Below are 23,286 nucleotides of genomic sequence, written 5' to 3' on the forward strand. Positions count from 1 at the left end.
ATACAACAAACTGTTGCTGTAAATGGTTATCAGCAATCAATGCTGGTACGGATGACTTAAAGTAGCGACGTTTGTAGCCAATACTTGCTTTGAGCTTAGCTTGTTTCATTAAGCGAGCAACTCGATTTTCACTACAGCTTTCACCCTGACGGCGTAGCTCATGCGTAATACGTGGGCTACCATAAACACCACCACTTTCAACATAGCTTGCTTTGATAGAGCGGCCGTTAGCAAATCAAAAAAAAGTAGCATTAGGGTGCAGAAGCAATAATTACTCTAATGAAAGGTTAAGTTCTTTATATTCAGCCACAGGAGATTCAAAGCCTGATATGCCTGCTTCAATTTATATAGGAATAATTTTCATAAAAACCATTGTACTGTGTAAACAAACAGTACAATGGTTTTTATCAGGTATAGAAGAAAACATTAAAGCTTAGTTTTTAGATTATGAGTAAAGTGAAATCAAGTTGAGTTTCTATCTATATAAGTATTTCTAACGTTTGATGTCAAATAAAACAACGCGTCAATTATTAGATCTTTGGATTATATTATATAGCTCCGTAAACCTGAAAACTTTAGAAAATCAAATATTTTCCCATATTAGAAATTGACTGGTAAAGACGCCCTGGATACGCCTTAAAATGGAAAGTATATTTATATATAAAAAGATACTTTTTTTGCAATATTCAATAAGATTTCCATAAATAGTTATTTTTAGAAACCTTTTAAATAAATAGAAGTTATATCTTTAGAGGGAATTAGAAAATAAATGACATTATTTAAAAAATGTATTGCACATAAGGTAAAGACTCATTTGCCATGCTAGATATTTTACTCAGCTTACAAAAAGCCGCGCCTATCGACTTTAAAATAATAGCTGTTAATTTAGACCAAAAGCAACCTGGGTTCCCTGCGCATATATTACCGGCATACTTCGAATCACTAGATATTCCCTATTATATTGTCGATAAAGATACTTATTCAGTAGTTAAAGCAAAAGTGCCAGAAGGTAAAACCACTTGTGGACTATGTTCACGATTACGTCGTGGCACCTTATATTCATTTGCTGAAGAAATTGGTGCAACTAAAATAGCACTTGGCCATCACATGGATGACATTGTTGAAACCTTGTTTTTAAATATGTTTTTTGGCGCTAAATTGAAAGCAATGCCGCCAAAATTGCGCTCTGATGATCTAAGAAATACCGTGATACGCCCATTAAGTTATTGCCGAGAAGCTGACCTGATAAAACTAGCTAATTTTAAAGAATACCCTATTATTCCTTGTAATCTATGTGGTTCACAAGAAAACCTTCAACGACAAAATATTAAAGCAATGCTAACTGAATGGGAACTTGCTACGCCCGGAAGAATTGAAAATATTTTCAAATCCATCAAAAATGTGAGTCCAAGCCAATTAGCCGATACCAACTTATTTGATTTTATAAATTTACCGATAGATAGAACGGTTGAAAAAGATACCTACGAATTTTCTAAAGAACTCGTTTCATCAACAAATATTGATGAATCACTGATTATTGATATTACTTATCAAACTAATTAATAATTGAATGTGAATCTCCCTCTCATTGATGACGGCATAGAGAATGTAATATCGTTACATTCTCTAGCTTTTAATCAATTATACCAACCTCTGGAACAAAATACCCTTGATTATGACGCAGCATATCAGTGATTTCTTCAACATAATCACTGCCTCGTTCTGAATAAGGTATCAAACCAGTTGCTAATACTTCTGGTACTAAGGGTTGTTGATTATCTCGAAGATTTTTTCTAATATTTCGAAAAACACTATAAGCACTGTTAGTATTGATATTATGTAAATATCGCTTTACCGCTTGCTTAACAGATGTATACGCAGCAACTTCATGATCTGCATCTTCATCCCTACTATTAGGCACCATGCCACAACCTTCAGTAAAACACCAAACACCAAAGAAATTTAATCCGATACGAGCAAAGCGAGACGTTCCCCAAGCCGATTCATTAGCTGCTTGAACCAAAACTAATGCCTTAGGAATAACATCTACTTTAGTTAAAAGCGCATTTATTTGCTTATTAGTTTCCTTTGCATTAACTCTATACTCTTTACTTAATTGTTGAATAAAATCAAATTCATTTTGCTCTATCGTTTCGCCATTAACTACCTTGGATTTGATTGCTAATAGTTGTTTCCTTAACGACATTATGTGATTGTTTTCTTTATTAACAGCGGGCTCTATAAAGTTAAAAAATTGCCTTTTTTTAGTTTTAACATTTTTAATAGCACTAAAGTCAGGTAAATTAACATTGTGTAATGGCTGTTCTTTCTCTATAACTGGCTCTTTGCTAATAGTGCTATCTTTTGAAGCATCTATTTCTGATTCGTCTTGTTGAATAAAAGGATACAACAATGAATAGAGAAAAATAAAGCTCAGTATAACTAATAAAACAATACGTAATTTAATCATATTTTCCTAATCCTTTAAGCCGAGAATATATTATCATCAGCAGGTTTATCACCGGCTTTAACAGCGATTTTCATTCCAAATATTTCTCGATACAATATGCCTTTAACATTATAAAAAAGAGGTGCTAAATAACTCATCGCAAAAAAGAAAAACATCCCTCCAATTAATTGTACAGATGAACCAGCCAATAAAATAAATGGCATAAAAGCAAAAACAAGTCCGACAAATAAAACAGCGTAAACCGTAAAAATAGACAACCATTGAAAACGGGTTACCTTCAATGAAATTGTAATCGCTTTAAATGGCGTAAACCCCTTTTCAACCACTAAGGGCAGTACTAAAGATAAAGCGACTAATAAATATAACCCTGGTAAGATAAATAAACTTAGCCCTAATGATATCAGCATGGATGAAAGCAAAGCACATACAGCAACGAGACTACCTTTGCTCAAAAAAGCAAACAAGGTTTTAGGATGAGTTTTAAGGCCTACAGCATGAAAAATCCCCATCATCTCAATTCCTACTAAAAATGGGGATACTAATAACGTGACTAAAATATTTACCGCAAAATTTGCTTGTGGATTTTCAGCCATCATCTTGATATCACCAAAATAACTTGCCACAACAAAAAATAGTAAGCCGGACAAAAATAAACAGAACAAAATGCCTAAATTAATAGAGACTCGTGACTTTTGAGTTAATGCCCATGCTTCCCCAATAATGGATTTAGCATTAATTTTATAATTCCCTTTAAGTGATTCTTCTAAATCACCACCTACTTGTATAACCGCATCTTTTTCCACGAATTAAAGCTACCTTTTATTCTTTTTATAAAACTGACATAGCTATTATACCTAATATAAAATAGTTATGTCAGTAATAGCAGTGTGTCGACAATTACATTAATTTTAAAAACCTATAAGCGTTTCAATATATTCTCAAAAAAAAGCAGCCCTTTTTCTCGGGAAATTTTAATATTATCTTCTGGAATTTGTTCTGGATTTTTATACACCGTTAACACTTTTTCCATGCTTTTTTCACGGATCAGATGAAGCGTAGGATATGGAGAGCGATTAGTATAATTGGCCGCATCATCAAAACTTTCTCCCTCAAAGCAATATAAAGGATGAAAGCTAGCAATTTGAAAAATACCTTCAAAGCCCTCATCAATAACTATATCATTGCAATAATCAACTAAATCAAGATAACGTTGAAAATCATCAAATCCCTGTTCAAAAATAAGTAAACTAGTTTCTATTTCAGGATGAGCATGTAAGTATTGGCATTGTTGCTTAAATTCTATTAATGCTTTTTTAATTTTTTGTTGGCTAGTTACATAATAATAAATGCTATTGTTTACTAATTCTTTTTTAGCGAAAGGACAAAAATTAAGCCCTACAATCACTTGGCTTATCCATTCTCGAGTTTTTTTAACCGTTTGATAACCCGCTTCATTCACAGCAATATTTGATAATAAATCTTTATTCATAATTATCACGATTAGATTGTTGCAATTGCCACATGGTAAAATATCGCCCCCTATGTGCTAATAATTCTTGATGGTTACCTTGCTCAACAACTTCCCCTCGATGTAAAACAACAATATTGTCAGCATCAACAATAGTTGATAATCGGTGCGCTATCACTAAACTAGAGTGCCCTTTGGCAACGTCTCTTAAGGCGTTTAAAATAGCTTGTTCTGAATGGCTATCTAAAGAAGATGTTGCTTCATCAAATACTAAAATTTCAGGTCCCTTTAGTATAGTCCGTGCAATTGCAACTCGTTGCTTTTCACCTCCTGACAGCTTTAATCCTCGCTCTCCTACTTGTGTATTTTCTTTATCTGGTAAAGCCGCAATAAAATCACTCAAATGCGCGAGCTCTATTGCGTGTCTAACAGCTTCATCAGACGCTAATGGATTACCATATTTTACATTTTCGAAAATAGTATCATTAAAAAGCACGGTATCTTGAGGAACAATGCCAATATGTTGTCGAACACTACTCTGCGTTAACAAGCAGATATTTTGTTTATCTATAGTAATATCACCTTGAACACAGTCATAAAAGCGGAATAATAACTTTACTAAGGTTGATTTACCTGAACCACTCTCTCCAACTACAGCTACCTTTTGACCTTTATCAACTTTAAACGATACATTTTTTAAAATTTCTCGCTTGTTACTGTAACCAAAATGCACTTGATTAAACTCGATTACGGCATCGCTGATTTCAATATCTGGAGCATTAGGTTGATCAACTACTTTTGGCACTCGCGCCATTAATGAGAACATATGTTCAATATTGGCTAAAGAGCCTTTAATTTCACGATATACAAACCCAAGAAAGTTTAAAGGCATAAATAACTGCATCATAAATGCATTGATTAAGACAAAATCACCTAACGTCATTTCATTATATGTTACTTGATAAGCAGCTAATGCTAGCATCGCTGTCATTGATAACGAAATGATAAATGCCTGACCACCATTTAAAGCGAAGAGCGATAATCTATTTTGTATTTTGGCTTTTTCCCAATCTGATAATTGTTGATCATAGGCTTGGGCTTCATATTCCTCATTAGAAAAGTATTTAACGGTTTCATAATTCAATAAACTATCAATAGCGCGTGTATTACTCGACGAATCAGCTTTGTTGGCGGCCCGTATATAACCGGTTCGCCACTCTGTAGCATAAATAGAAAAATAACCATAACTAACAATAGAGATAGCAGTTATTAGTGCAAACCAAATCCCATAGTTATACCAGAGGATTCCGATCACCATCACAATTTCTAACAATGTAGGAACAATATTAAAAACCATAAAGCGCATTAAAAAGCTTATACCTGAGGTACCACGATCTATGTCCCTAGATAAACCACCTGTTTGACGATCAAGGTGAAAATCTAAATCTAGTTGATGCAAGTGCTTAAAAACTTTTAGCCCTATTCGTCTAATCGCTCTTTCGGTAACTCGACCAAATAAAGTGTCACGCACCTCAGCTAATAGGACAATTGAAAAGCGTACTAATCCATAAGTGATTACCAAAGCAAATGGTACTAATAATATATTTTCCTCTAATTGCTTATCTAAGGTATCAACGATATCCTTAATAACAAACGGCAAATAGACACTCGCTATTTTAGTTAAAACCAAGCATGATAATGCCAACAAGATGCGAACTTTGAATTCAAAAAGATAAGGTAGTAACGAAGAAAAAACTCGCCAATCAATAGTGTCAACTTCACGTTCAGGGTAGGAATGTCGGCGCAAGTTAATCTCTATGCATAAAATATATAGTAACTATATTAGCATTTTATTGCACAGGAGAAACTACATTTAATAAACGTCTTCAAATAAAATTATATTGTTTAATGCTCTATATGATAGGTTACTTATTATGTTTAAATTAATATTCAACTTAATTGATAAAACATTATTTACCTTAATGTTTATCATAGGTATTCAGATACCAGCTTTTATCAATGCTTATCGTCAGTATTTATCGGGACAATTAAACGAAGCAAAAGAACACCTTACCCAATATCAACTTATTGCAGATATGCAATATCAAGGAAGTCTTGAACAACTTATAACCGCATTTAAAAATAATACAGATAAAGCTATACAACAAATGTCGACTGTGATATCGCATAATGTAGAGAGTGTTAATGCTTATCAACAACAACTTTTTAACTTAGAAAATGGTAGCTATGTGCAGAGAATTTTTTACTTTGTAGCACATATAGATCTAGAAAAAGCCTCTGATACACTAATTCGTTTTGTTCCTGCTATCCCTTTAGAGCTTAACGCAATCATCACAGGAGTGTTCTTAAGCTTATTATTATCAACATTACTCAATACACTCTATCTCAGTGGGAAAAAACTACTGACCACTAAAGTTAGCGTTTCCACAAAAAATGCATAAAAAAAGCACAAGAAAAGTTCTTGTGCTTTAAATTTCGCCGTGATTTACAACATTATAAGTACAAAATATTGATTTATAATGACAACGAATAAATATTAGTAGCCTTAGCCATTTCCATCTTCAACTCGGCTTTTCAATTTTTGACCGGGTCTAAAAGTAACAACTTTACGTGCAGAAATTGGAATATCTTCGCCTGTTTTAGGATTGCGACCAGGACGTTCACTTTTCTCACGTAGATCAAAGTTCCCAAAACCTGACAGTTTTACCTGTTCTCCACTTTCTAACATTTCTCGAATTTCTTCGAAAAATAATTCAACCATATCTTTGGAGTCTCGCTTACTTAGCCCGACTTTCTCAAATAAGTGTTCTGCGATTTCTGCTTTAGTTAGCGCCATTGCTTAATCCCTCAGTGATGCATTTAGTTCATCTTTTAATGTATCGACCACACGATTTACTACATCAGTAATGTCTTTTTCTTCAAGCGTTTTTTCTGTATCTTGCAAAATCATAGCAATTGCCAAACTCTTAAAGCCAGGTTCGATACCGTTACCTTGGTATACATCGAACAAGTTTAGATCAATTAGAAAATTTCCGCCAACCTTTTCAATGAGTTGTAACACTTTTTTTGCATCAATTTTCTCTTCGACTATCACTGCAATGTCACGTCTATTTGACGGAAAGCGAGATATATCGCTGGCTTCAGGTATTTTTCTTGTTGAAATTTCATCCAACAATAGCTCAAAAATTAATGTACGTCCATTAAGACCTAATTTTCGTTCTAATTCAGGATGTAAACTACCAACATACCCTACTAAGCGACCATTTCTCTGTATCGCTGCGGTTTGTCCTGGATGAAGAGCAGATATTTCTGCTGAAGAAAATTCAAATGATGAAACATCCGAAGTTAATGATATTAATGATTCAACATCAGCTTTAATATCATAAAAATCAGCTGCCGCCTTTTCCATTGACCAATGCTCGTTTTGACGAGAACCACTAATCACACCGGAAAGCAAAGCTTGTTGACGTACTCCATTTTCAGCTGTTTCATCAGGAATAAAACGTAAGCCAGTTTCAAATAAGCGCACCCGAGATTGTTGTCTGTTTTGATTATAAACAACAGTTTGCAATAACCCGGTCCATAAACTCACTCGCATTTCAGACATTTCAGAAGAAATAGGATGCGGTAACGTCATTACCTCTTGTTCAGGGTGAATCAAGCGTTGTACCTTAGGATCTACAAAACTATAAGTTATGGCTTCTTGGTAGCCACGATTCACTAAAGTTTCACGCATAGATGATAGTGATAAGTTCGCTTCTTTTTGCTCACGCATAGCCAGTGTTGCTTGTGGCGATACATTAGGAATATTGTTATAACCATAAATACGCGCAATTTCTTCAATTAAGTCAACTTCAATTGAAATATCAAAACGATAAGCGGGTACATTCACTGTCCATAAATCATTTGCAAAGTTAACATCAAAGCCTAAACGAGTTAAAATATCATTTACATTACTGTCTTGGATATGATGACCAATACGACTATCAAGCTTTTCACGACGTAAAGTAACCGTTCTTGCTTGCGGTATATGCTGCTCATGTTTAGCTTCAACAATAGGGCCTGCTTCACCACCAACAATTTCTAACAATAGCTGTGTAGCACGTTCCATCGCATCTCGTTGCATTTGCGGGTCGACGCCACGCTCATAACGGTGCGAAGCATCCGTATGTAAACCATATTGACGTGCTTTACCTAATATCGCTAAAGGCGCAAAGAAAGCACTTTCTAAAAAGATATCTTTTGATTCGTTAGTAACACCTGAGTGTAAACCACCAAAAATACCGGCCATAGCCAATGCTTTACCGTTACTTTGACTGTCGCTATCAGCAATAACTAAGGTTTGGCTTGAAAGCGTTACTTCATTTTCATCAAGTAATACTAGCTTTTCACCTTCATTGGCATAACGAACATTAATACCGCCGTCAATTTTTGACAAATCAAAGGCATGCATTGGGTGACCTAGTTCAAGCAATACATAATTAGTAACGTCTACTACAGGATCTATAGATCGTGTACCACAACGGCGAAGCTTTTCAACCATCCATAATGGTGTTTGCGCATTAACATTAATATTTTTGATGACTCGCCCTAAATAACGAGGGCAAGCCTCACCGGCAGTAATGGTAATATCACGGGTATCGTCAATAGTTGGTACAACTGACGTAATTGTCGGTTCAGTTACAGTTAAACCATTTAATACGCCGACTTCACGTGCTAAACCCTTTAATCCTAAACAATCACCACGATTAGCGGTTAAATCAACATCAATAGTAACGTCATTTAAATCTAAATATTCACGAACACACATACCAATAGGTGCGTCTTGCGCTAATTCCATTATACCATCAGAGTTTTCCGCTAAACCAATTTCAGATTCGCTACACAACATACCATGAGAAGGTACGCCACGAAGTTTGGCTTTCTTAATTTTAAAATTACCCGGTAATACCGCACCAACAGTAGCAACGGCTACTTTTAAACCTAAACGACAGTTTTTAGCACCACATACGATGTCAGCTAATTCGCCATCATTGTAATCTGGACCTAAATTAACTTTTGTTACTTGTAATTTATCTGCATCAGGATGTGGACCACATTCAACCACTTCACCAATGAGTACACCAGTAAATTCACCAGCAACAGGCTCTACAGCGTCAACTTCTAGGCCAGCCATTGTAATTTGATGAGCTAACTCATCTGAAGATATTGCAGGACTAACCCACTCTCTTAACCAAGATTCACTAAATTTCATTATTTGGCAGTCCTACTTAAATTGTTTTAAGAAGCGAAGATCATTTTCAAAGAATGCACGTAAGTCATTCACCCCGTAGCGCAACATAGTTAAACGCTCAACCCCCATACCAAAAGCAAATCCAGTATAAATTTCGGGATCAATTCCGGCTGACTTCAATACATTAGGGTGAACCATGCCACAGCCTAAAACTTCAAGCCATTTACCATTTTTCCCCATAATATCAACTTCAGCTGATGGTTCAGTAAATGGGAAATATGATGGACGAAAACGTATTTCTACTTCTTCTTCAAAAAAGTGATGTAAAAAGTCATGTAAAATACCTTTTAAATGCGTAAAGCTCACATCTTTGTCTACCATTAAGCCTTCAACTTGATGAAACATGGGTGTATGTGTTTGATCATAATCATTACGATAAACTTTACCTGGCGAAATAATTCTCAATGGTGGCTGTTCTTTTTCCATCGTGCGAATTTGTACACCCGAAGTTTGTGTACGTAGCACTAACTTAGGATTAAAATAAAACGTATCATGATCTTGTCTAGCTGGATGGTGCTCAGGAATATTTAACGCATCAAAGTTATGAAAATCATCTTCTACTTCAGGCCCCTGCTTAACAGAAAAACCTAAATCACCAAAAAAACTTTCAATGCGCGCAATAGTACGAGTGACCGGATGTAAACCGCCCATTTCACTTGTGCGTCCTGGTAAGGTTACATCTATAGATTCAGCCGCTAACTGTTGTTTAATTACTTCTGCACGTAATAACTCTCCGCGCTCTGTTAACAACTTTTGTACTTGTTGTTTCGCAATATTAATGATTTGCCCTGCTTTAGGCTTTTCTTCTTTAGGTAACTGACTTAAGCCTTTCATTTGTTCCGTAAACAAACCTTTTTTACCTAAATAATTAACGCGAACTTGATCAAGCCCAGCGGGATCGGTTGCAGCAGCTATGTCTTTTTCTGCCTGCAAAATTATATCGTCTAAATTCATGATTTCCTCTGAAGCGATCGTTTATGTCAACGCTTTGGGTAGACTTATCTATCAACAAAAATGGACACTGATTCTACACAAAAAACACAACAAAAAGTAGAGGTAAATATTGATTTTTTAATGAATTATAAATAAATTAAGTACAATAACTACTTTAAACTCCTTAATAAAAAACCCGCAAAAATGCGGGCTTTTTTACACAAACTTCTCTTAATAAGAATCTAATCAATTAATTGGTATTGATTTTTCAATATATCAATAATTTCAGCTTTAGGGTTATCACTTAATACAATTTTTTTGCCTGTAACTTTTTCAGCAATATCAATATAGGTTTTAGACACTTGCATTAATACTTCCGTTGGCAATACATTCTCTTGAGCTAAAGCATTACGCTCATCCATTCTGTCTTTATTTAATAAAATATCAGGATCAGGAAAATAATTAAGCAATAACTGACGGAAACCTTCTTTTGAATTTTCAACAACGTTACCTTGACTATATTGCTCGCCATCCCAAATACGCGAAGAATCAGGGGTTCCAACTTCATCCATATAAATCAGTTTATCATTACCTGCTTTATCTTTGACATAGCCAAATTCAAATTTCGTATCAACAAATATTTGATTTAATTGGGCAAGTTCATTAGATATCACATCAAAGCCGTCTTCGAGTAGCTTTTCATAAAGCGCAATGTCTTCTTTAGATTTAAAGTTGAATTTATCAAAGTTTTCTTCAATATCTTTGCGGGTAACATTCACGTCATCAACCGCAGGAACACCTGGAATACCTTCTAAAATCCCCTTAGTGGATGGAGTTTGTAATAAGTTAGGAAGCTTACTGTCTTTTGTCAGTCCTTCTGGTAACTCAATGCCACAGAATTTTCTCTCACCTTTTTCATAAGAGCGCCACATTGACCCTGTAATGTACTGACGACAAATAGCTTCAATCATTACAGGTTGTGCTTTTTGTACAATCCAAATAAATGGATGTGGAATATCAAGGATATGGCTTTCAGCTAAGCCTTTATCTTTAAACAATTTAAACCAGTGATTTGAAATAGCGTTCAGAGCCGCACCTTTTCCAGCTACACCACGCATACCTCCTTCACCCTGCCAGATACAATCAAATGCAGAAATACGATCACTGATCACCATAATCGCTAATGGCGTGTCGCTAGGCACATCATACCCTTTCTCTTCAATCAAACGGCGGCTATCAGTATCCGTTAACCAATAAACACTGCGCACTTTACCACTGTGTACAGGTTTATTTGTACGAATAGGAAGATCATTATTTACTGCAAGTACTTTATCAGCAAGATTCATTTGCATTGCTCTCTAATTATACCAATCGAACTAATTTATTAATCACTTAGCGAAAATTAAATTTAACGTTTAATTAAAACTATTTATCAAATCACTTTAACTAAAAGTTAAAACAGAAAAGGACGCCTAAGCGTCCTTTCCACATATAGTCATCTCGATTATGCTAAAGAAGCTTGCGCTTTTTCAACTAATACAGAGAAAGCTGCTTTATCATATACTGCGATGTCAGCTAGGATCTTACGATCGATTTCAATAGAAGCCTTTTTAAGACCATTAATGAAACGGCTGTAAGATAAACCATTTTGACGAGCTGCCGCATTTATACGAGCAATCCAAAGTTGACGGAATTGACGCTTACGTTGACGACGGTCACGGTAAGCATATTGGCCAGCTTTAGTTACAGCTTGAAAAGCAACGCGATAAACGCGACTACGAGCACCGTAGTAACCTTTAGCTTGCTTTAGAACTTTTTTATGACGTGCGCGTGCTACAACACCGCGTTTAACTCTTGCCATTTTATATCTCTCCTATTAACCGTGACGTAAAAGTTTTTTAACTGACTTAATGTCAGCTGCGGCGATCATGCATTTAGCACGAAGATGACGCTTAACTTTAGTACGGCGCTTAGTCAAAATATGACGAAGACCAGCTTGTTTAAATTTGTAGCCCGACGCTGTCGGTTTAAAGCGCTTTGCAGCACCTTTGTTAGTTTTCATTTTAGGCATTGAATATTACTCCACATTCACACAAAACAAAGAAGTTAAGTGTTGCCATTGAAATTTAGCAATTTAGGCGAAAACCAGCTTTAAAATAAAGTGATTTTACTTTCAAGCCTAAAATTACCCGTTAAAAACAATAATGGTGAGTTAACAACCTTAATTGTTAACTACTTGCATATACCAATTATTGATTATTTTTTTGGTGCTAAAACCATCACCATTTGACGCCCTTCCGCTCTACGAGGGAAAAACTCAACTACTGTTAGTTCTTCTAAATCGTTTTTAACACGAGTCAAAAGATCTAAACCGAGCTCTTGGTGGGCCATTTCGCGACCACGGAAGCGTAAAGTTACTTTGACTTTATCGCCATCCTCTAAAAAGCGTTTCAAGCTACGTAATTTCACTTGATAATCGCCTTCATCTGTACCAGGGCGGAATTTAATTTCCTTCACCTGTATTTGTTTCTGCTTTTTACGCTGTTCTTTTTGTTCTTTACTTTTTTCGTAAAGAAATTTGCCGTAATCCATAACACGGCAAACAGGAGGTTTAGCTGTTGGACTAATTTCAACAAGATCAACACCTGCGTCCTCTGCTTGGTCCATAGCTTCATCTAATGTAACTATGCCACCAGGCTCGCCGTCAAACTTAATTAAACGAACTTCATTACCCGGAATACCTGTGATTAACTCATTTAAACGATGTGCTGGCTCTGATTGCCCGCCTTTTTGACCATTCTTAATAGTCTGTTCCTCCAAAGAACTAAAATTACTAATGCCCGTTAAATTAACAAGAACTTAGCTACGAGAGCTAACTTCTTCACTTAATTTAGCGATAAAGTCTTCAACCGACATTTTACCTAAATCTTCGCCACTTCGTGTGCGAATAGAAATTTCGCCATTTTCCATTTCTTTGTCACCTACAACTAACAAATATGGAACACGCTTCAAAGTGTGCTCGCGGATTTTAAAGCCTATCTTCTCATTTCTCAAGTCTAGTTTTGCTCTAAATCCATTTTCTTTTAGTTTTTTAACAACTTTTTCACAATATTCACCTTGTTTGTCGGTAATATTCATTACAGTTGCTTGAATTGGTGATAACCAAGTAGGAAATTTTCCTGTGTACTCTTCAATTAAAATACCGATAAAGCGTTCAAGGGAACCTAAAATGGCACGGTGAATCATTACTGGAATATAACGTTCGTTATCTTCACCTACATAAGTAGCACCTAAACGCTCCGGTAAAGCAAAATCTAGTTGTACTGTACCACATTGCCAAGCTCGACCTAAACAATCCATTAAAGTAAATTCAATTTTAGGTCCGTAAAAAGCACCTTCACCCGGTAAGTATTCAAATTTAATATTACTATCAGTTAATGCTTGGGCTAAACCTTGCTCAGCTTTATCCCACATTTCATCACTACCAATGCGATTTTCTGGACGTGTAGATAATTTAACAATAACATCTTCGAAGCCAAATGAACCGTATACGTCGTAAACCATCTCAATACATTTAGTGACTTCGGCTTGTACTTGTGATTCCATACAAAAAATATGAGCATCATCTTGAGTAAAACCACGAACGCGCATTAAACCATGTAAAGAACCAGATGGTTCATTTCGGTGACAACAACCAAACTCAGCTATACGCAACGGTAAATCACGGTACGATTTTAGGCCTTGATTAAATATTTGTACGTGCCCTGGGCAGTTCATGGGTTTTATCGCATATTCACGCTTTTCAGATTCGGTAGTAAACATGCCATCTGCATACTTATCCCAGTGCCCAGACTTTTCCCACAGACTACGGTCCATCATTAATGGAGCTTTTACTTCGTCGTAATCATACTCATGTAATTTTTCACGTACGAATTTTTCTAATTCAGTATAGATAGTCCAACCGTCATTGTGCCAAAACACCATTCCCGGCGCTTCTTCTTGCCAATGAAATAAGTCTAATGTTTTACCAATTTTACGGTGATCGCGTTTTTCAGCTTCCGCTAAACGAACAATATAAGCTTTAAGTTGCTTTTTATCAGCCCATGCTGTGCCGTAAATACGTTGCAACATTTTATTGTCAGAATTGCCACGCCAATAAGCACCTGCAACCTTCATTAATTTAAAATGATGACAATGACGCATACTCGGCACATGTGGCCCACGACACATATCAATATATTCTTGATGATGATATAACGCTGGCGTGTCAGTTTTCTCGATGTTTTGATCAAGAATTTCTAACTTATAGGTTTCACCACGTTCTGTAAATGCATCGTAAGCATCTTGCCAAGAACCTGTTTTCTTAACAACTTCATACCCTGTACGCGCTAAATCAGTCATGCGTTTTTCAAGTTTAACTAAGTCATCTTCAGTAATTGACTCATCTAAATCAACGTCATAGTAAAAGCCATTTTCAATGGTTGGACCGATAGCCATTTTTACATTAGGGTAAAGTTGCTTTATTGCATGACCTAATAAATGTGCACATGAATGACGAATTATCTCTAAACCTTCGCTGTCTTTACTAGTGATTAACTGCAACGATGAATCAGCAGTAATTAGTTCGCACGCATCGACAAGGTTTCCATTAATACGACCAGCAATAGTAGCTTTAGCTAAACCAGGGCCAATATCAAGCGCAACATCCATTACAGAAACTGCTGAGTCAAAAGAGCGTTGTGAACCGTCGGGGAGAGTAATTACAGGCATGTTATTTCCTTTTCAGTGGCGACACACACGAAGCGCCGCTTGAGTTTTTATAATAAATAGTAAATGAATTCTTTAGATGTATTCGATAGCCATTTCAGCTTGTAGAATAAATCGAGCTCGGCAATATAGGGGAATTTTCCATGATTTGCAATGACTAGAAGTAATATGTTCATTTTGCTTTGCTATATTTCGACCAAAAACACTCAAAGTATCGCTATTTTTTAATTTAAATCTTTTGGCTGATTGGAGAGTATAGTTGAAATGCAGTATCAACATTGGATTTGATCATCAATTGTGCTTGTTCAGGTTTTTGCCATTTAATCGTTAAAAACTCTTCAACAAATGAATCAACGTCAAGATAATCAACCGCTGTCATAAATATATCGCAGGTCATTTGTTTAAACCCCCTGCTTTGTCATGAACAATCTTTAAAAATGTACCTTGATAATGTTTACGTAAATAATCATTTAAACTATCTACGTTACCATAGTCACTTTTTGACCATGTTCCACCATAAATCGCAGTAGTTAAAATCACGTTAGAAGTATTATACATAAGTAAATCAATTCATAATTAAGCTAAACATAAGATATAAATTTATTAGCAGTTATACATTAATTTATCACTATCAAATAAATAAATAAGCTACATTACAATCAGATTAATTAAAGAATAGACAGCAATAACATTAAAGGTTTATAACGTATTGTTGATGTATCTCTGGAAAAGTATAGTAATCATCAGCTACTGGGATAATTTCACTAGATTAGTTGGGAGAAACGAAAAGAAGCCGTTTCTCCATACAAGCTTTTCTTTCTATGCTATTTCAACATGGATAAAGCCATAGCTTCAGCAACTTTAATTCCATCAATACCTGCAGATAAAATACCACCAGCATATCCTGCACCTTCCCCTGCTGGATATAACCCTTTTACATTGAGGCTTTCTAAAGAGTCTTTATCGCGAGTAATTTGAATAGGTGATGATGTTCTCGTTTCTACTGCAGTTAATGTCGCATCATTCATTGAAAAACCTTTAATTTTCTTTTCAAAGGCAGGTAATGCTTCACGAATTGCTTCAATGGCGTAGCTAGGTAAAGTTTCACTTAAATCACAATATTTTACACCCGGCTTATAAGAAGGTGTTACTTCACCGTGTTCACCACTTTTTCTACCTGCGATAAAATCACCGACTAACTGCACTGGAGCATCGTAGTTTTCTCCCCCTAATTTAAAAGCGTATTCTTCTAAACGACGTTGAAAATCAATACCTGCAAGTACATTTTTCGATTCCCTTTCAGGGTCGTCACTGCCATAAGTAAAATCACTTGGCTCAATACCAACGACGATAGCACTGTTAGCATTACGTTCATGACGAGAGTATTGGCTCATACCATTGGTCACTAAACGCCCTTCTTCTGAGGCTGCCGCAACCACAGTTCCGCCAGGACACATACAAAAGCTGTAGACACTACGACCATTTTTACAATGGTGCACTAATTTATAATCCGCAGCTCCTAAAATAGGGTTGCCTGCATTTTGACCAAAACGCGCCTCATCAATAACTGATTGTTCATGTTCTATCCTAAAACCAACAGAAAATGGCTTTGCAACAACATGAACATTTTTTTCAACTAACATTTTAAAAGTGTCTCGCGCACTATGACCAATGGCTAATGCTACATGATTGGTATGAATCACTTCCCCCGTAGCAAGCGTTAAACCCGTTACTTGCTGAGTGCTCGTTCCTTCAACATTACTTTCAACATCAACACCTTCCATATGAATATCAGTAACGCGTTGTTCAAAGCGAATTTCACCGCCAAGCTCGATAATTTTTGCACGCATTTTTTCAATCATTGTCACCAACTTAAAGGTGCCTATATGAGGTTTACTTACATATAAAATTTCGCTCGGCGCGCCGGCGTCTACGAACTCATGTAACACCTTACGACCATAATGTTTTGGATCTTTTACTTGGCTATAAAGCTTACCGTCTGAAAATGTGCCTGCGCCACCCTCGCCAAATTGCACATTTGACTCGGTATTTAGTATTTTTTTACGCCAAAAATTAAAAGTATCTTTAGTACGTTCTCGTACTTCTTTACCACGTTCTAAAATAATGGGTTTAAAGCCCATTTGTGCTAATACTAAACCTACAAATAATCCACACGGCCCAAAACCTATCACAACTGGACGTTGCTTTATGTCTTCGGGGGCTTGCCCTACAAATTTATAAGTCATATCAGGGCTAACTTTTACTTGATTATCGCTTTCAAAACGTTCAAGTAATTCATCATTGATTGTTGTATTAACATCGAGGGTGTACATTAAGATAATTTTATTTTTCTGGCGAGCATCATAACCCCGTTTAAATACAGTGAAATCAACTAATTGCTCTGCTTGGATCTCCAGTTTATCTAAAATAGCTTGTAGTAATTGTTCAGGTTGATGATCAAGCGCTAATTTGATATTTGTTAAACGCAACATATGATGGAATTCCAGAAATTCAAAGTGATGAAAAGTAAAAGTGGCGATATTTTACCTGAACACTCGCCGATGATAAATCAAGAGTTTGAAATTGTTTCACTCCAAGGTATGATCGCTTCGATTTTCTTTGCTTCGTTATTTTTAGTTTTAAAAGAGTAGAATATGGCCTTTGTGGTTACCGACAATTGCATTAAATGCAAATATACTGATTGTGTGGCGGTATGTCCTGCTGACGCATTCTATGAAGGGCCTAATTTTCTTGCTATTAGCCCTGACGACTGCATTGACTGTGATTTATGCCCAGTTGAATGCCCCGCTGATGCTATATATCAAGAGGATAATGTCCCCGAAGATCAAAAAGTATTTATTGAATTAAATGCAGAATTAGCGAAAGTGTGGCCAAGAATAACAGAAGTTAAAACGCCTCCAGCTGATGCTAATAAGTGGGATGGAGTACCTAATAAAATTAAGCACCTCCTTATTGATTAATTTGAGTTGATTGACTCAGTTAATGAACATAAATTGATTAACTTATACTCATTAACTGTGATATTTAACTAGTTACTAGCAGTATCGTCCTGACTAATTCGGCTCGCTACTGCTCCCATTTGACCTTTGTATTTAGCATCATTTCTTTTGTTATAAGGGCGTAATGCGCTAGACGACATAGTTTCAAAATTTAATGCCGCTATTTTCATTTTAGGTCTTAAAGCCAAAGGAAGCTTTCCACTATTATAAAATTCCAACACTATTTGCCCTGACCAACCAGGATCAATACGATGTGCGGTTACATGAACCATTAACCCTAATCGTGCAAGTGATGAACGTCCATCTAACCAACCAACAATATCATCAGGTAAAGTTACTGACTCATAAGTCACGGCAAGTGCTAATTCTCCTGGGTGCAAAAAGAAGGCTTCACCATCAGGAATAACAATTTCATCGCTCATGACTGAGTCCATGGCCTTTTGCATTTCTTCTTTAGGACCACTTAAATCAATATATGGAGCGGTATGATCTTGAAATACACGAAATTCATTACCTAAACGAATATCAACACTTACTCCTGAAATCATTGAACTATCAGGTTTAGGGTCAATAATTATTTTGCCCTGTTCAAGTAAAGTCTCAATATCTTTATCACACAATCTCATTGTTGTTCTTCTTATCTTATTTTTACAAATAACGTTATGACTATAAAACTAATAATATTCTTTAATCAGTGACGAATAAACTAGTTAATATGTTTTAGTCTACTGTTTTAATCAGTATTTCTTTGGTTAAAGGACTACGTTTATCCAACTGATGAAATAGTCCAGAGGCTATTTTTGTCGCTATTCTACGGTATTGAAGTGCTACTTCACCAGTGCTATTTTCAAGTACCTGTGAATTTCCCTGATCAGCACTCTCGCAAATACTAATATCAAGCGGTAACTGACCTAATAATTCACAATTAAATTTGGTTGAAATTTTTACGCCACCATCGCGTCCGAATAAATGGCTTTTTTCGCCACAATTATCACAAATGTGATAACTCATGTTCTCAATAATACCTAATACAGGCACCTTTACTTCTTTAAACATTGCTAAGCCCTTAACCGCATCATTTAAAGCAATATCTTGTGGTGTGGTGATCACAATTGCCGCAGCAACAGGTACTTGCTGTGCTAATGTTAGTTGAATGTCACCCGTTCCTGGTGGCATATCTACAATTAAATAATCTAAATCAGACCAAGCAGTTTCATTAAGTAATTGTCCAAAAGCTCGACTTGCCATAGGGCCTCGCCAAATGGTAGCGTCATTTTCATCGGTTAAAAAACCTATCGACATAGCCGCTAGGCCACCAGACTCAAGTGGTTGCATTTTTTTACCGTCGATTGATGATAGTCGCTGCCCTGCAAGACCAAGCATTTTAGGGATAGATGGGCCGTAAATATCGGCATCTAAAATACCAACATTCGCGCCTTCTTCTTGTAATGCATAAGCAAGATTAACCGCAGTTGTTGACTTGCCTACACCTCCTTTTCCAGAAGAAATAGCAATTATATTGGTAATACCTTCAATTGCATGCTCTTTTACTTTTATCATTTTTACTTCTGCATCAATCAATACCGAGATTTCATGCTTTGCTAAAAGTTGCTCTGCAAAAATAGCTAACTCGCCCAAACAAGGAAAAGGTACTGTAATTGATAAAACAATATTACTATTTTTAACGGATAATTTGGTTAATTCAGTTACTGCAGCAATACCCTTAGGAAAAATGTCGCTTTGATACGTTTGATAAAAGTCGCGAATTGTTTTGCTGTGCTCGTCAGATGGAGATTTACTTGAAAATAATTTGGAAAACATAATTTTAAAACATCGGTTATCGAGTTAAATTACTAATTGCCACTAAAAGCCAACAATTATTAATGAAAAGTTATCATAAATTCTGTACCATTCCCCCCATAATTACCACCTTAATTTTTAGTCAGCGTTAGAGACTTGTATGCAATCAGTAGATAAACGTAAAATCTTAGTTACATGCGCCCTTCCTTATGCCAATGGTTCAATTCATTTGGGTCATTTATTAGAGCATATTCAAACAGATATTTGGGTACGCTTTCAGCGAATGCGTGGCCATGAAACCTACTTCGTTTGTGCTGATGACGCACATGGCACGCCAATTATGCTTAAAGCACAAGAGCTAGGTGTAACACCCGAAGATATGATCGCGGGTGTACGTGAAGAGCACATGGCTGACTTTAGTGACTTTCTCATCAGCTTTGATAACTATCATTCTACACACAGCGAAGAGAACAAAGCGTTTTCAGAAGAGATATACAAGCGTTTACATGACAAAGGGCATATTAAAACACGTACCATTTCTCAGCTTTATGATCCTGAAAAAGGTATGTTTCTACCCGACCGCTTCGTAAAAGGCACTTGTCCAAAATGTAAAAGTGAAGACGAAAATGGTGATAGCTGTGACAATTGTGGTGCTACTTATTCGCCAACAGAAGTGATTAACCCTCGTTCAGTAGTTTCAGGTGCCACACCAATACTTAAAGATTCAGAGCATTACTTTTTTGACCTTCCGGCCTTTGAAGGCATGCTAAAAGACTGGATACGCAGTGGCGCATTACAAGAAGAAATGGCAAATAAGCTTTCAGAATGGTTTGAGCAAGGTTTAAAACAGTGGGATATTAGCCGAGACGCGCCTTATTTTGGTTTTGAAATTCCAGGTGCTCCTGGCAAATTTTTCTATGTTTGGTTAGATGCTCCTATTGGTTACATTGGTAGTTTTAAAAACCTATGCAATAAAAACAGTAGCATAGATTTTGACAGTTTTTGGAATGAAAACTCTGACGCTGAGCTTTATCACTTTATTGGTAAAGACATTATTTATTTCCATAGCTTGTTTTGGCCAGCAGTGCTTGAAGGCGCAGGTTTTAGAAAACCAACATCTGTTTTCGCTCACGGCTTTGTTACCGTTAATGGTGCGAAAATGTCTAAGTCTAAAGGAACGTTTATAAAAGGGCGTACCTACTTAGATCATCTAAACCCTGAATATTTACGTTACTACTACGCCGCTAAGTTAACAAGCCGTATTGACGATCTAGATTTAAACCTAGAGGATTTTGCGCAACGCGTAAACTCTGATCTTGTTGGTAAGGTTGTTAATATTGCTTCACGTTGTGCCAGTTTTATTACCAAACGTTTTGATGGCATGTTATCAACAACCATTGAAAATCAAGCATTAGCTGATGAAGTAATGAATGCGGGTGACACCATTGCATCATATTACGAAGCCCGCGAGTTTTCTCGCGCAATGCGTGAAGTAATGGCGCTTGCTGATAAAGTAAATGAATACATTGCAGTGAAAGAACCATGGCAATTAGTAAAAGATGAAACTAAGCAGCAAGAAGTACAAGATATTTGCTCTCTTGGTATTAATTTATTTCGTATAATCATGATTTACTTAAAGCCAGTTATTCCTCAGCTAGCAAAGAGTACAGAAGAATTTCTTAACGATGAGTTATTATGGGATGGCCATAAAACACTATTAACCAACCATAAAATTAATAAGTTTAAAGCATTATTACAACGAGTTGACATGGATAAAGTAAATGCGATGATCGAAGACTCAAAAGAAAACTTGTTAGAAACTGACAGTAAAACAGTCGCAACAGGACCATTGGCTGACGATCCTATCAGCGAAGAAATTCAGTTTGATGATTTTGCTAAAATTGATTTACGCATTGTCAAAATCATTAATGCTGAGCATGTTGAAAAAGCCGACAAACTATTAAGACTTGAATTAGACCTTGGTGGAGAAACTCGCCAAGTATTTGCTGGTATAAAATCGGCCTATCAACCTGAAGACTTAATTGGTAAGCATACGGTAATGGTAGCTAACCTTGCCCCTCGTAAAATGCGCTTTGGTATGTCAGAAGGTATGGTATTAGCTGCTGGACCTGGCGGTAAAGACTTGTGGATACTCAATCCTGATGAAGGCGCACAGCCTGGTATGCGAGTTAAATAACCTGAATTCTGGTTAAGCTTCATTATATTTAACGATTAGGGTCAACATGCCCTACTGTCATTAACAATTAAAAAAGGCAATGATATTCATTGCCTTTTTTATCTTAACAATAAGTTTGGTACTAATTAATGATAATGTGCATCACAAAGAAACTAACCATGATTGGGCTATTAATTTTAGCCATTAGTAGTTGTTCTCAAAATATAACCGTTAATAGCAATCTTGATCCTGAAAACTTTCGAGAGTATTTTTCAGTAGGTAAAGTTAGCATTATAAAAGATGAGTCTGAGTTGCCAAAGCCTTATAAATATATTGGTCTTGTTGAAGGTCAGTCTTGCCAACTAAAAGCTCACCATGAACTCCCTAATGAAATAGACGCGAGAACAGATACCAGAAAGAATGCTATAACAATGAATGCTAATGCCGTACTTTTCACTTCTTGCACTTTGATCACCAATAACGAAGCAGATAAGCAATGTATCGCAACAAGAGTTTGTTATGCAAAAGCTTACATTATTCAACAGCCTAAGTAGTTAGTAGCAACTGATAATGACAGAGCCATCTTCTTTCAATTTTGCACCAATTGGATTAGTCAATTCACCCTATAAAGAAAAGTTTGCCATTCCTCGCCAGCCAGGGCTAGTAAGTGCTGCTCAAGGCACAATAACGTTACTCAACGATGCCAATCACCAAGACTTAGTGAGAGGTTTAGCGCAGTTTAGTCATATTTGGCTGATCTTCGTGTTTCACGGTACACAAATTCAAGGGTGGAAGCCCTTAGTTAGACCACCAAGGCTAGGCGGTAATAAAAAAATGGGGGTGTTGGCAACTCGATCCACCTTCAGGCCTAACCCTATTGGTATGTCGGTGGTTGCTTTAAACGAAATAACCGTTGAGCAGCAACAAGTAATACTACATATTTCTGGCTTAGACTTATTAGATCAAACACCAATACTCGATATAAAACCCTATATCCCCTACTCAGACGCTATAAGTTCAGCAGATGCTGGCTTTGCTCACACCGCGCCTACAGAGTTGTTAAATGTACGCTTTAGCGAGCAAGCACAACAGGTAATTGAGCAACAGCAAAGCTTGTATCCTCAGCTTGAGCTATTAATTAGCCAAGTGTTAGCTCAAGATCCTCGCCCAGCTTATAAAAAACAACAAATAGACAGTAAAGTGTATGGTATTGCACTGTATCAGTTTAATATTTTGTGGCATGTTGATTCTAACAACCAAATTCAAGTAACTGATATCATTCCAATCTAACAGGCTATATAGCTGCTTTTTCTGTGTATAAAATAGTTCATTTAATAA

At 36.3% G+C, this 23,286-nt stretch carries 22 protein-coding genes and 2 pseudogenes; 7 read left to right on the top strand and 17 right to left on the bottom strand.

What is annotated here, in order from left to right:
• Positions 1-343: pseudogene (locus tag IE155_RS18175) on the bottom strand (IS3 family transposase); the annotation flags it as partial.
• Positions 344-801: 458 nt separating this feature from the next.
• Between IE155_RS18175 and ttcA the strand changes: the two are divergent.
• Positions 802-1,563: pseudogene (ttcA, locus tag IE155_RS16645) on the top strand (tRNA 2-thiocytidine(32) synthetase TtcA); the annotation flags it as partial.
• A 70-nt stretch (positions 1,564-1,633) separates the two neighbouring features.
• Here ttcA and IE155_RS16650 read toward each other — a convergent pair.
• The 4 genes from IE155_RS16650 to IE155_RS16665 form a co-directional block, all read right to left on the bottom strand.
• The gene (locus IE155_RS16650; RefSeq protein ID WP_189379391.1) at positions 1,634-2,470 is read right to left on the bottom strand and encodes a glucosaminidase domain-containing protein; all 837 of its coding nucleotides are present in this window, start codon (positions 2,468-2,470) and stop codon (positions 1,634-1,636) included.
• 14 nt (positions 2,471-2,484) lie between these two features.
• Positions 2,485-3,273 carry a hypothetical protein gene (locus IE155_RS16655; protein WP_189379392.1) on the bottom strand — a complete coding sequence of 263 codons (789 nt, stop codon included), beginning with the start codon at positions 3,271-3,273 and terminating at the stop codon, positions 2,485-2,487.
• Positions 3,274-3,386: 113 nt separating this feature from the next.
• Positions 3,387-3,959: a DUF1415 domain-containing protein gene (locus IE155_RS16660; protein WP_189379393.1), complete on the bottom strand. Its 573-nt coding sequence runs from the start codon at positions 3,957-3,959 to the stop codon at positions 3,387-3,389.
• On the bottom strand, positions 3,952-5,745 hold the full coding sequence (locus IE155_RS16665; RefSeq protein WP_189379394.1) for an ABCB family ABC transporter ATP-binding protein/permease: 1,794 nt from the start codon (positions 5,743-5,745) through the stop codon (positions 3,952-3,954). Before IE155_RS16665 ends, IE155_RS16660 begins: the two co-directional genes overlap by 8 nt.
• Positions 5,746-5,872: 127 nt before the next feature.
• Between IE155_RS16665 and IE155_RS16670 the strand changes: the two genes are divergently transcribed.
• Positions 5,873-6,400: a DUF2937 family protein gene (locus tag IE155_RS16670; RefSeq protein WP_189379395.1), complete on the top strand. Its 528-nt coding sequence runs from the start codon at positions 5,873-5,875 to the stop codon at positions 6,398-6,400.
• 104 nt (positions 6,401-6,504) lie between these two features.
• On the opposite strand, the gene IE155_RS16675 is transcribed toward IE155_RS16670, so the two are convergent.
• From IE155_RS16675 to IE155_RS16720, 10 genes are all read right to left on the bottom strand, one after another.
• A complete protein-coding gene (locus tag IE155_RS16675; RefSeq protein WP_189379396.1) occupies positions 6,505-6,795 on the bottom strand; it encodes an integration host factor subunit alpha in 291 nt (96 codons plus the stop codon).
• 3 nt (positions 6,796-6,798) lie between these two features.
• Entirely contained in the window at positions 6,799-9,213 is a 2,415-nt protein-coding gene (pheT, locus tag IE155_RS16680) for a phenylalanine--tRNA ligase subunit beta (RefSeq protein ID WP_189379397.1), read from the bottom strand.
• A 12-nt stretch (positions 9,214-9,225) separates the two neighbouring features.
• The gene (gene pheS / locus IE155_RS16685) at positions 9,226-10,209 is read right to left on the bottom strand and encodes a phenylalanine--tRNA ligase subunit alpha (protein WP_189379458.1); all 984 of its coding nucleotides are present in this window, start codon (positions 10,207-10,209) and stop codon (positions 9,226-9,228) included.
• 218 nt (positions 10,210-10,427) lie between these two features.
• Positions 10,428-11,531: a phosphoribosylaminoimidazolesuccinocarboxamide synthase gene (locus tag IE155_RS16690; protein WP_189379459.1), complete on the bottom strand. Its 1,104-nt coding sequence runs from the start codon at positions 11,529-11,531 to the stop codon at positions 10,428-10,430.
• 158 nt (positions 11,532-11,689) lie between these two features.
• The gene (rplT, locus tag IE155_RS16695) at positions 11,690-12,046 is read right to left on the bottom strand and encodes a 50S ribosomal protein L20 (protein WP_184422580.1); all 357 of its coding nucleotides are present in this window, start codon (positions 12,044-12,046) and stop codon (positions 11,690-11,692) included.
• A gap of 15 nt (positions 12,047-12,061) precedes the next feature.
• Positions 12,062-12,256, bottom strand: coding sequence for a 50S ribosomal protein L35 (rpmI, locus tag IE155_RS16700; protein ID WP_189379398.1), 195 nt, complete (start codon positions 12,254-12,256; stop codon positions 12,062-12,064).
• A gap of 185 nt (positions 12,257-12,441) precedes the next feature.
• Positions 12,442-13,005 (bottom strand): translation initiation factor IF-3, encoded by a 564-nt coding sequence (gene infC / locus IE155_RS16705; RefSeq protein WP_189379399.1) that lies wholly within the window; start codon positions 13,003-13,005, stop codon positions 12,442-12,444.
• Between the two features lie 39 nt (positions 13,006-13,044).
• Positions 13,045-14,955 (bottom strand): threonine--tRNA ligase, encoded by a 1,911-nt coding sequence (gene thrS, locus IE155_RS16710; protein ID WP_189379400.1) that lies wholly within the window; start codon positions 14,953-14,955, stop codon positions 13,045-13,047.
• Positions 14,956-15,181: 226 nt separating this feature from the next.
• Complete coding sequence (locus IE155_RS16715) at positions 15,182-15,349, bottom strand: hypothetical protein (RefSeq protein WP_189379401.1); 168 nt, start codon at positions 15,347-15,349, stop codon at positions 15,182-15,184.
• Positions 15,350-15,776: 427 nt separating this feature from the next.
• Positions 15,777-17,444, bottom strand: a complete 1,668-nt coding sequence (locus tag IE155_RS16720; RefSeq protein WP_189379402.1) for an NAD(P)/FAD-dependent oxidoreductase — start codon at positions 17,442-17,444, stop codon at positions 15,777-15,779.
• 24 nt (positions 17,445-17,468) lie between these two features.
• Between IE155_RS16720 and IE155_RS18085 the strand changes: the two genes are divergently transcribed.
• Complete coding sequence (locus IE155_RS18085; RefSeq protein WP_268245259.1) at positions 17,469-17,603, top strand: hypothetical protein; 135 nt, start codon at positions 17,469-17,471, stop codon at positions 17,601-17,603.
• Between the two features lie 3 nt (positions 17,604-17,606).
• Positions 17,607-17,933 (top strand): ferredoxin FdxA, encoded by a 327-nt coding sequence (gene fdxA, locus IE155_RS16730; RefSeq protein WP_189379404.1) that lies wholly within the window; start codon positions 17,607-17,609, stop codon positions 17,931-17,933.
• 68 nt (positions 17,934-18,001) lie between these two features.
• Here fdxA and dcd read toward each other — a convergent pair whose 3' ends face one another.
• Positions 18,002-18,598: a dCTP deaminase gene (dcd, locus tag IE155_RS16735; RefSeq protein ID WP_189379405.1), complete on the bottom strand. Its 597-nt coding sequence runs from the start codon at positions 18,596-18,598 to the stop codon at positions 18,002-18,004.
• Positions 18,599-18,692: 94 nt separating this feature from the next.
• On the bottom strand, positions 18,693-19,793 hold the full coding sequence (apbC, locus tag IE155_RS16740) for an iron-sulfur cluster carrier protein ApbC (protein ID WP_189379406.1): 1,101 nt from the start codon (positions 19,791-19,793) through the stop codon (positions 18,693-18,695).
• 139 nt (positions 19,794-19,932) lie between these two features.
• Between apbC and metG the strand changes: the two genes are divergently transcribed.
• From metG to tsaA, 3 genes are all read left to right on the top strand, one after another.
• Positions 19,933-21,969 (top strand): methionine--tRNA ligase, encoded by a 2,037-nt coding sequence (gene metG, locus IE155_RS16745; protein WP_189379407.1) that lies wholly within the window; start codon positions 19,933-19,935, stop codon positions 21,967-21,969.
• Between the two features lie 158 nt (positions 21,970-22,127).
• On the top strand, positions 22,128-22,502 hold the full coding sequence (gene rcsF, locus IE155_RS16750; protein WP_184422606.1) for an Rcs stress response system protein RcsF: 375 nt from the start codon (positions 22,128-22,130) through the stop codon (positions 22,500-22,502).
• Between the two features lie 16 nt (positions 22,503-22,518).
• A complete protein-coding gene (tsaA, locus tag IE155_RS16755) occupies positions 22,519-23,238 on the top strand; it encodes a tRNA (N6-threonylcarbamoyladenosine(37)-N6)-methyltransferase TrmO (RefSeq protein WP_189379408.1) in 720 nt (239 codons plus the stop codon).
• Positions 23,239-23,286: the final 48 nt, after the last annotated feature.

This window comes from Thalassotalea profundi (assembly GCF_014653195.1).
Lineage (GTDB): Bacteria > Pseudomonadota > Gammaproteobacteria > Enterobacterales > Alteromonadaceae > Thalassotalea_B > Thalassotalea_B profundi.

What these genes read in the sequence shown, in the direction of transcription:
- IE155_RS16650 (WP_189379391.1), bottom strand. Translation starts at nt 2,470, where the DNA reads ATGATTAAATTACGTATTGTTTTATTAGTTATACTGAGCTTTATTTTT.
- IE155_RS16660 (WP_189379393.1), bottom strand. Translation starts at nt 3,959, where the DNA reads ATGAATAAAGATTTATTATCAAATATTGCTGTGAATGAAGCGGGTTAT.
- IE155_RS16670 (WP_189379395.1), top strand. Translation starts at nt 5,873, where the DNA reads ATGTTTAAATTAATATTCAACTTAATTGATAAAACATTATTTACCTTA.
- IE155_RS16675 (WP_189379396.1), bottom strand. Translation starts at nt 6,795, where the DNA reads ATGGCGCTAACTAAAGCAGAAATCGCAGAACACTTATTTGAGAAAGTC.
- pheT (WP_189379397.1), bottom strand. Translation starts at nt 9,213, where the DNA reads ATGAAATTTAGTGAATCTTGGTTAAGAGAGTGGGTTAGTCCTGCAATA.
- IE155_RS16690 (WP_189379459.1), bottom strand. Translation starts at nt 11,531, where the DNA reads ATGAATCTTGCTGATAAAGTACTTGCAGTAAATAATGATCTTCCTATT.
- rplT (WP_184422580.1), bottom strand. Translation starts at nt 12,046, where the DNA reads ATGGCAAGAGTTAAACGCGGTGTTGTAGCACGCGCACGTCATAAAAAA.
- rpmI (WP_189379398.1), bottom strand. Translation starts at nt 12,256, where the DNA reads ATGCCTAAAATGAAAACTAACAAAGGTGCTGCAAAGCGCTTTAAACCG.
- thrS (WP_189379400.1), bottom strand. Translation starts at nt 14,955, where the DNA reads ATGCCTGTAATTACTCTCCCCGACGGTTCACAACGCTCTTTTGACTCA.
- IE155_RS16715 (WP_189379401.1), bottom strand. Translation starts at nt 15,349, where the DNA reads ATGACCTGCGATATATTTATGACAGCGGTTGATTATCTTGACGTTGAT.
- IE155_RS16720 (WP_189379402.1), bottom strand. Translation starts at nt 17,444, where the DNA reads ATGTTGCGTTTAACAAATATCAAATTAGCGCTTGATCATCAACCTGAA.
- fdxA (WP_189379404.1), top strand. Translation starts at nt 17,607, where the DNA reads ATGGCCTTTGTGGTTACCGACAATTGCATTAAATGCAAATATACTGAT.
- dcd (WP_189379405.1), bottom strand. Translation starts at nt 18,598, where the DNA reads ATGAGATTGTGTGATAAAGATATTGAGACTTTACTTGAACAGGGCAAA.
- apbC (WP_189379406.1), bottom strand. Translation starts at nt 19,793, where the DNA reads ATGTTTTCCAAATTATTTTCAAGTAAATCTCCATCTGACGAGCACAGC.
- metG (WP_189379407.1), top strand. Translation starts at nt 19,933, where the DNA reads ATGCAATCAGTAGATAAACGTAAAATCTTAGTTACATGCGCCCTTCCT.
- rcsF (WP_184422606.1), top strand. Translation starts at nt 22,128, where the DNA reads ATGATTGGGCTATTAATTTTAGCCATTAGTAGTTGTTCTCAAAATATA.
- tsaA (WP_189379408.1), top strand. Translation starts at nt 22,519, where the DNA reads ATGACAGAGCCATCTTCTTTCAATTTTGCACCAATTGGATTAGTCAAT.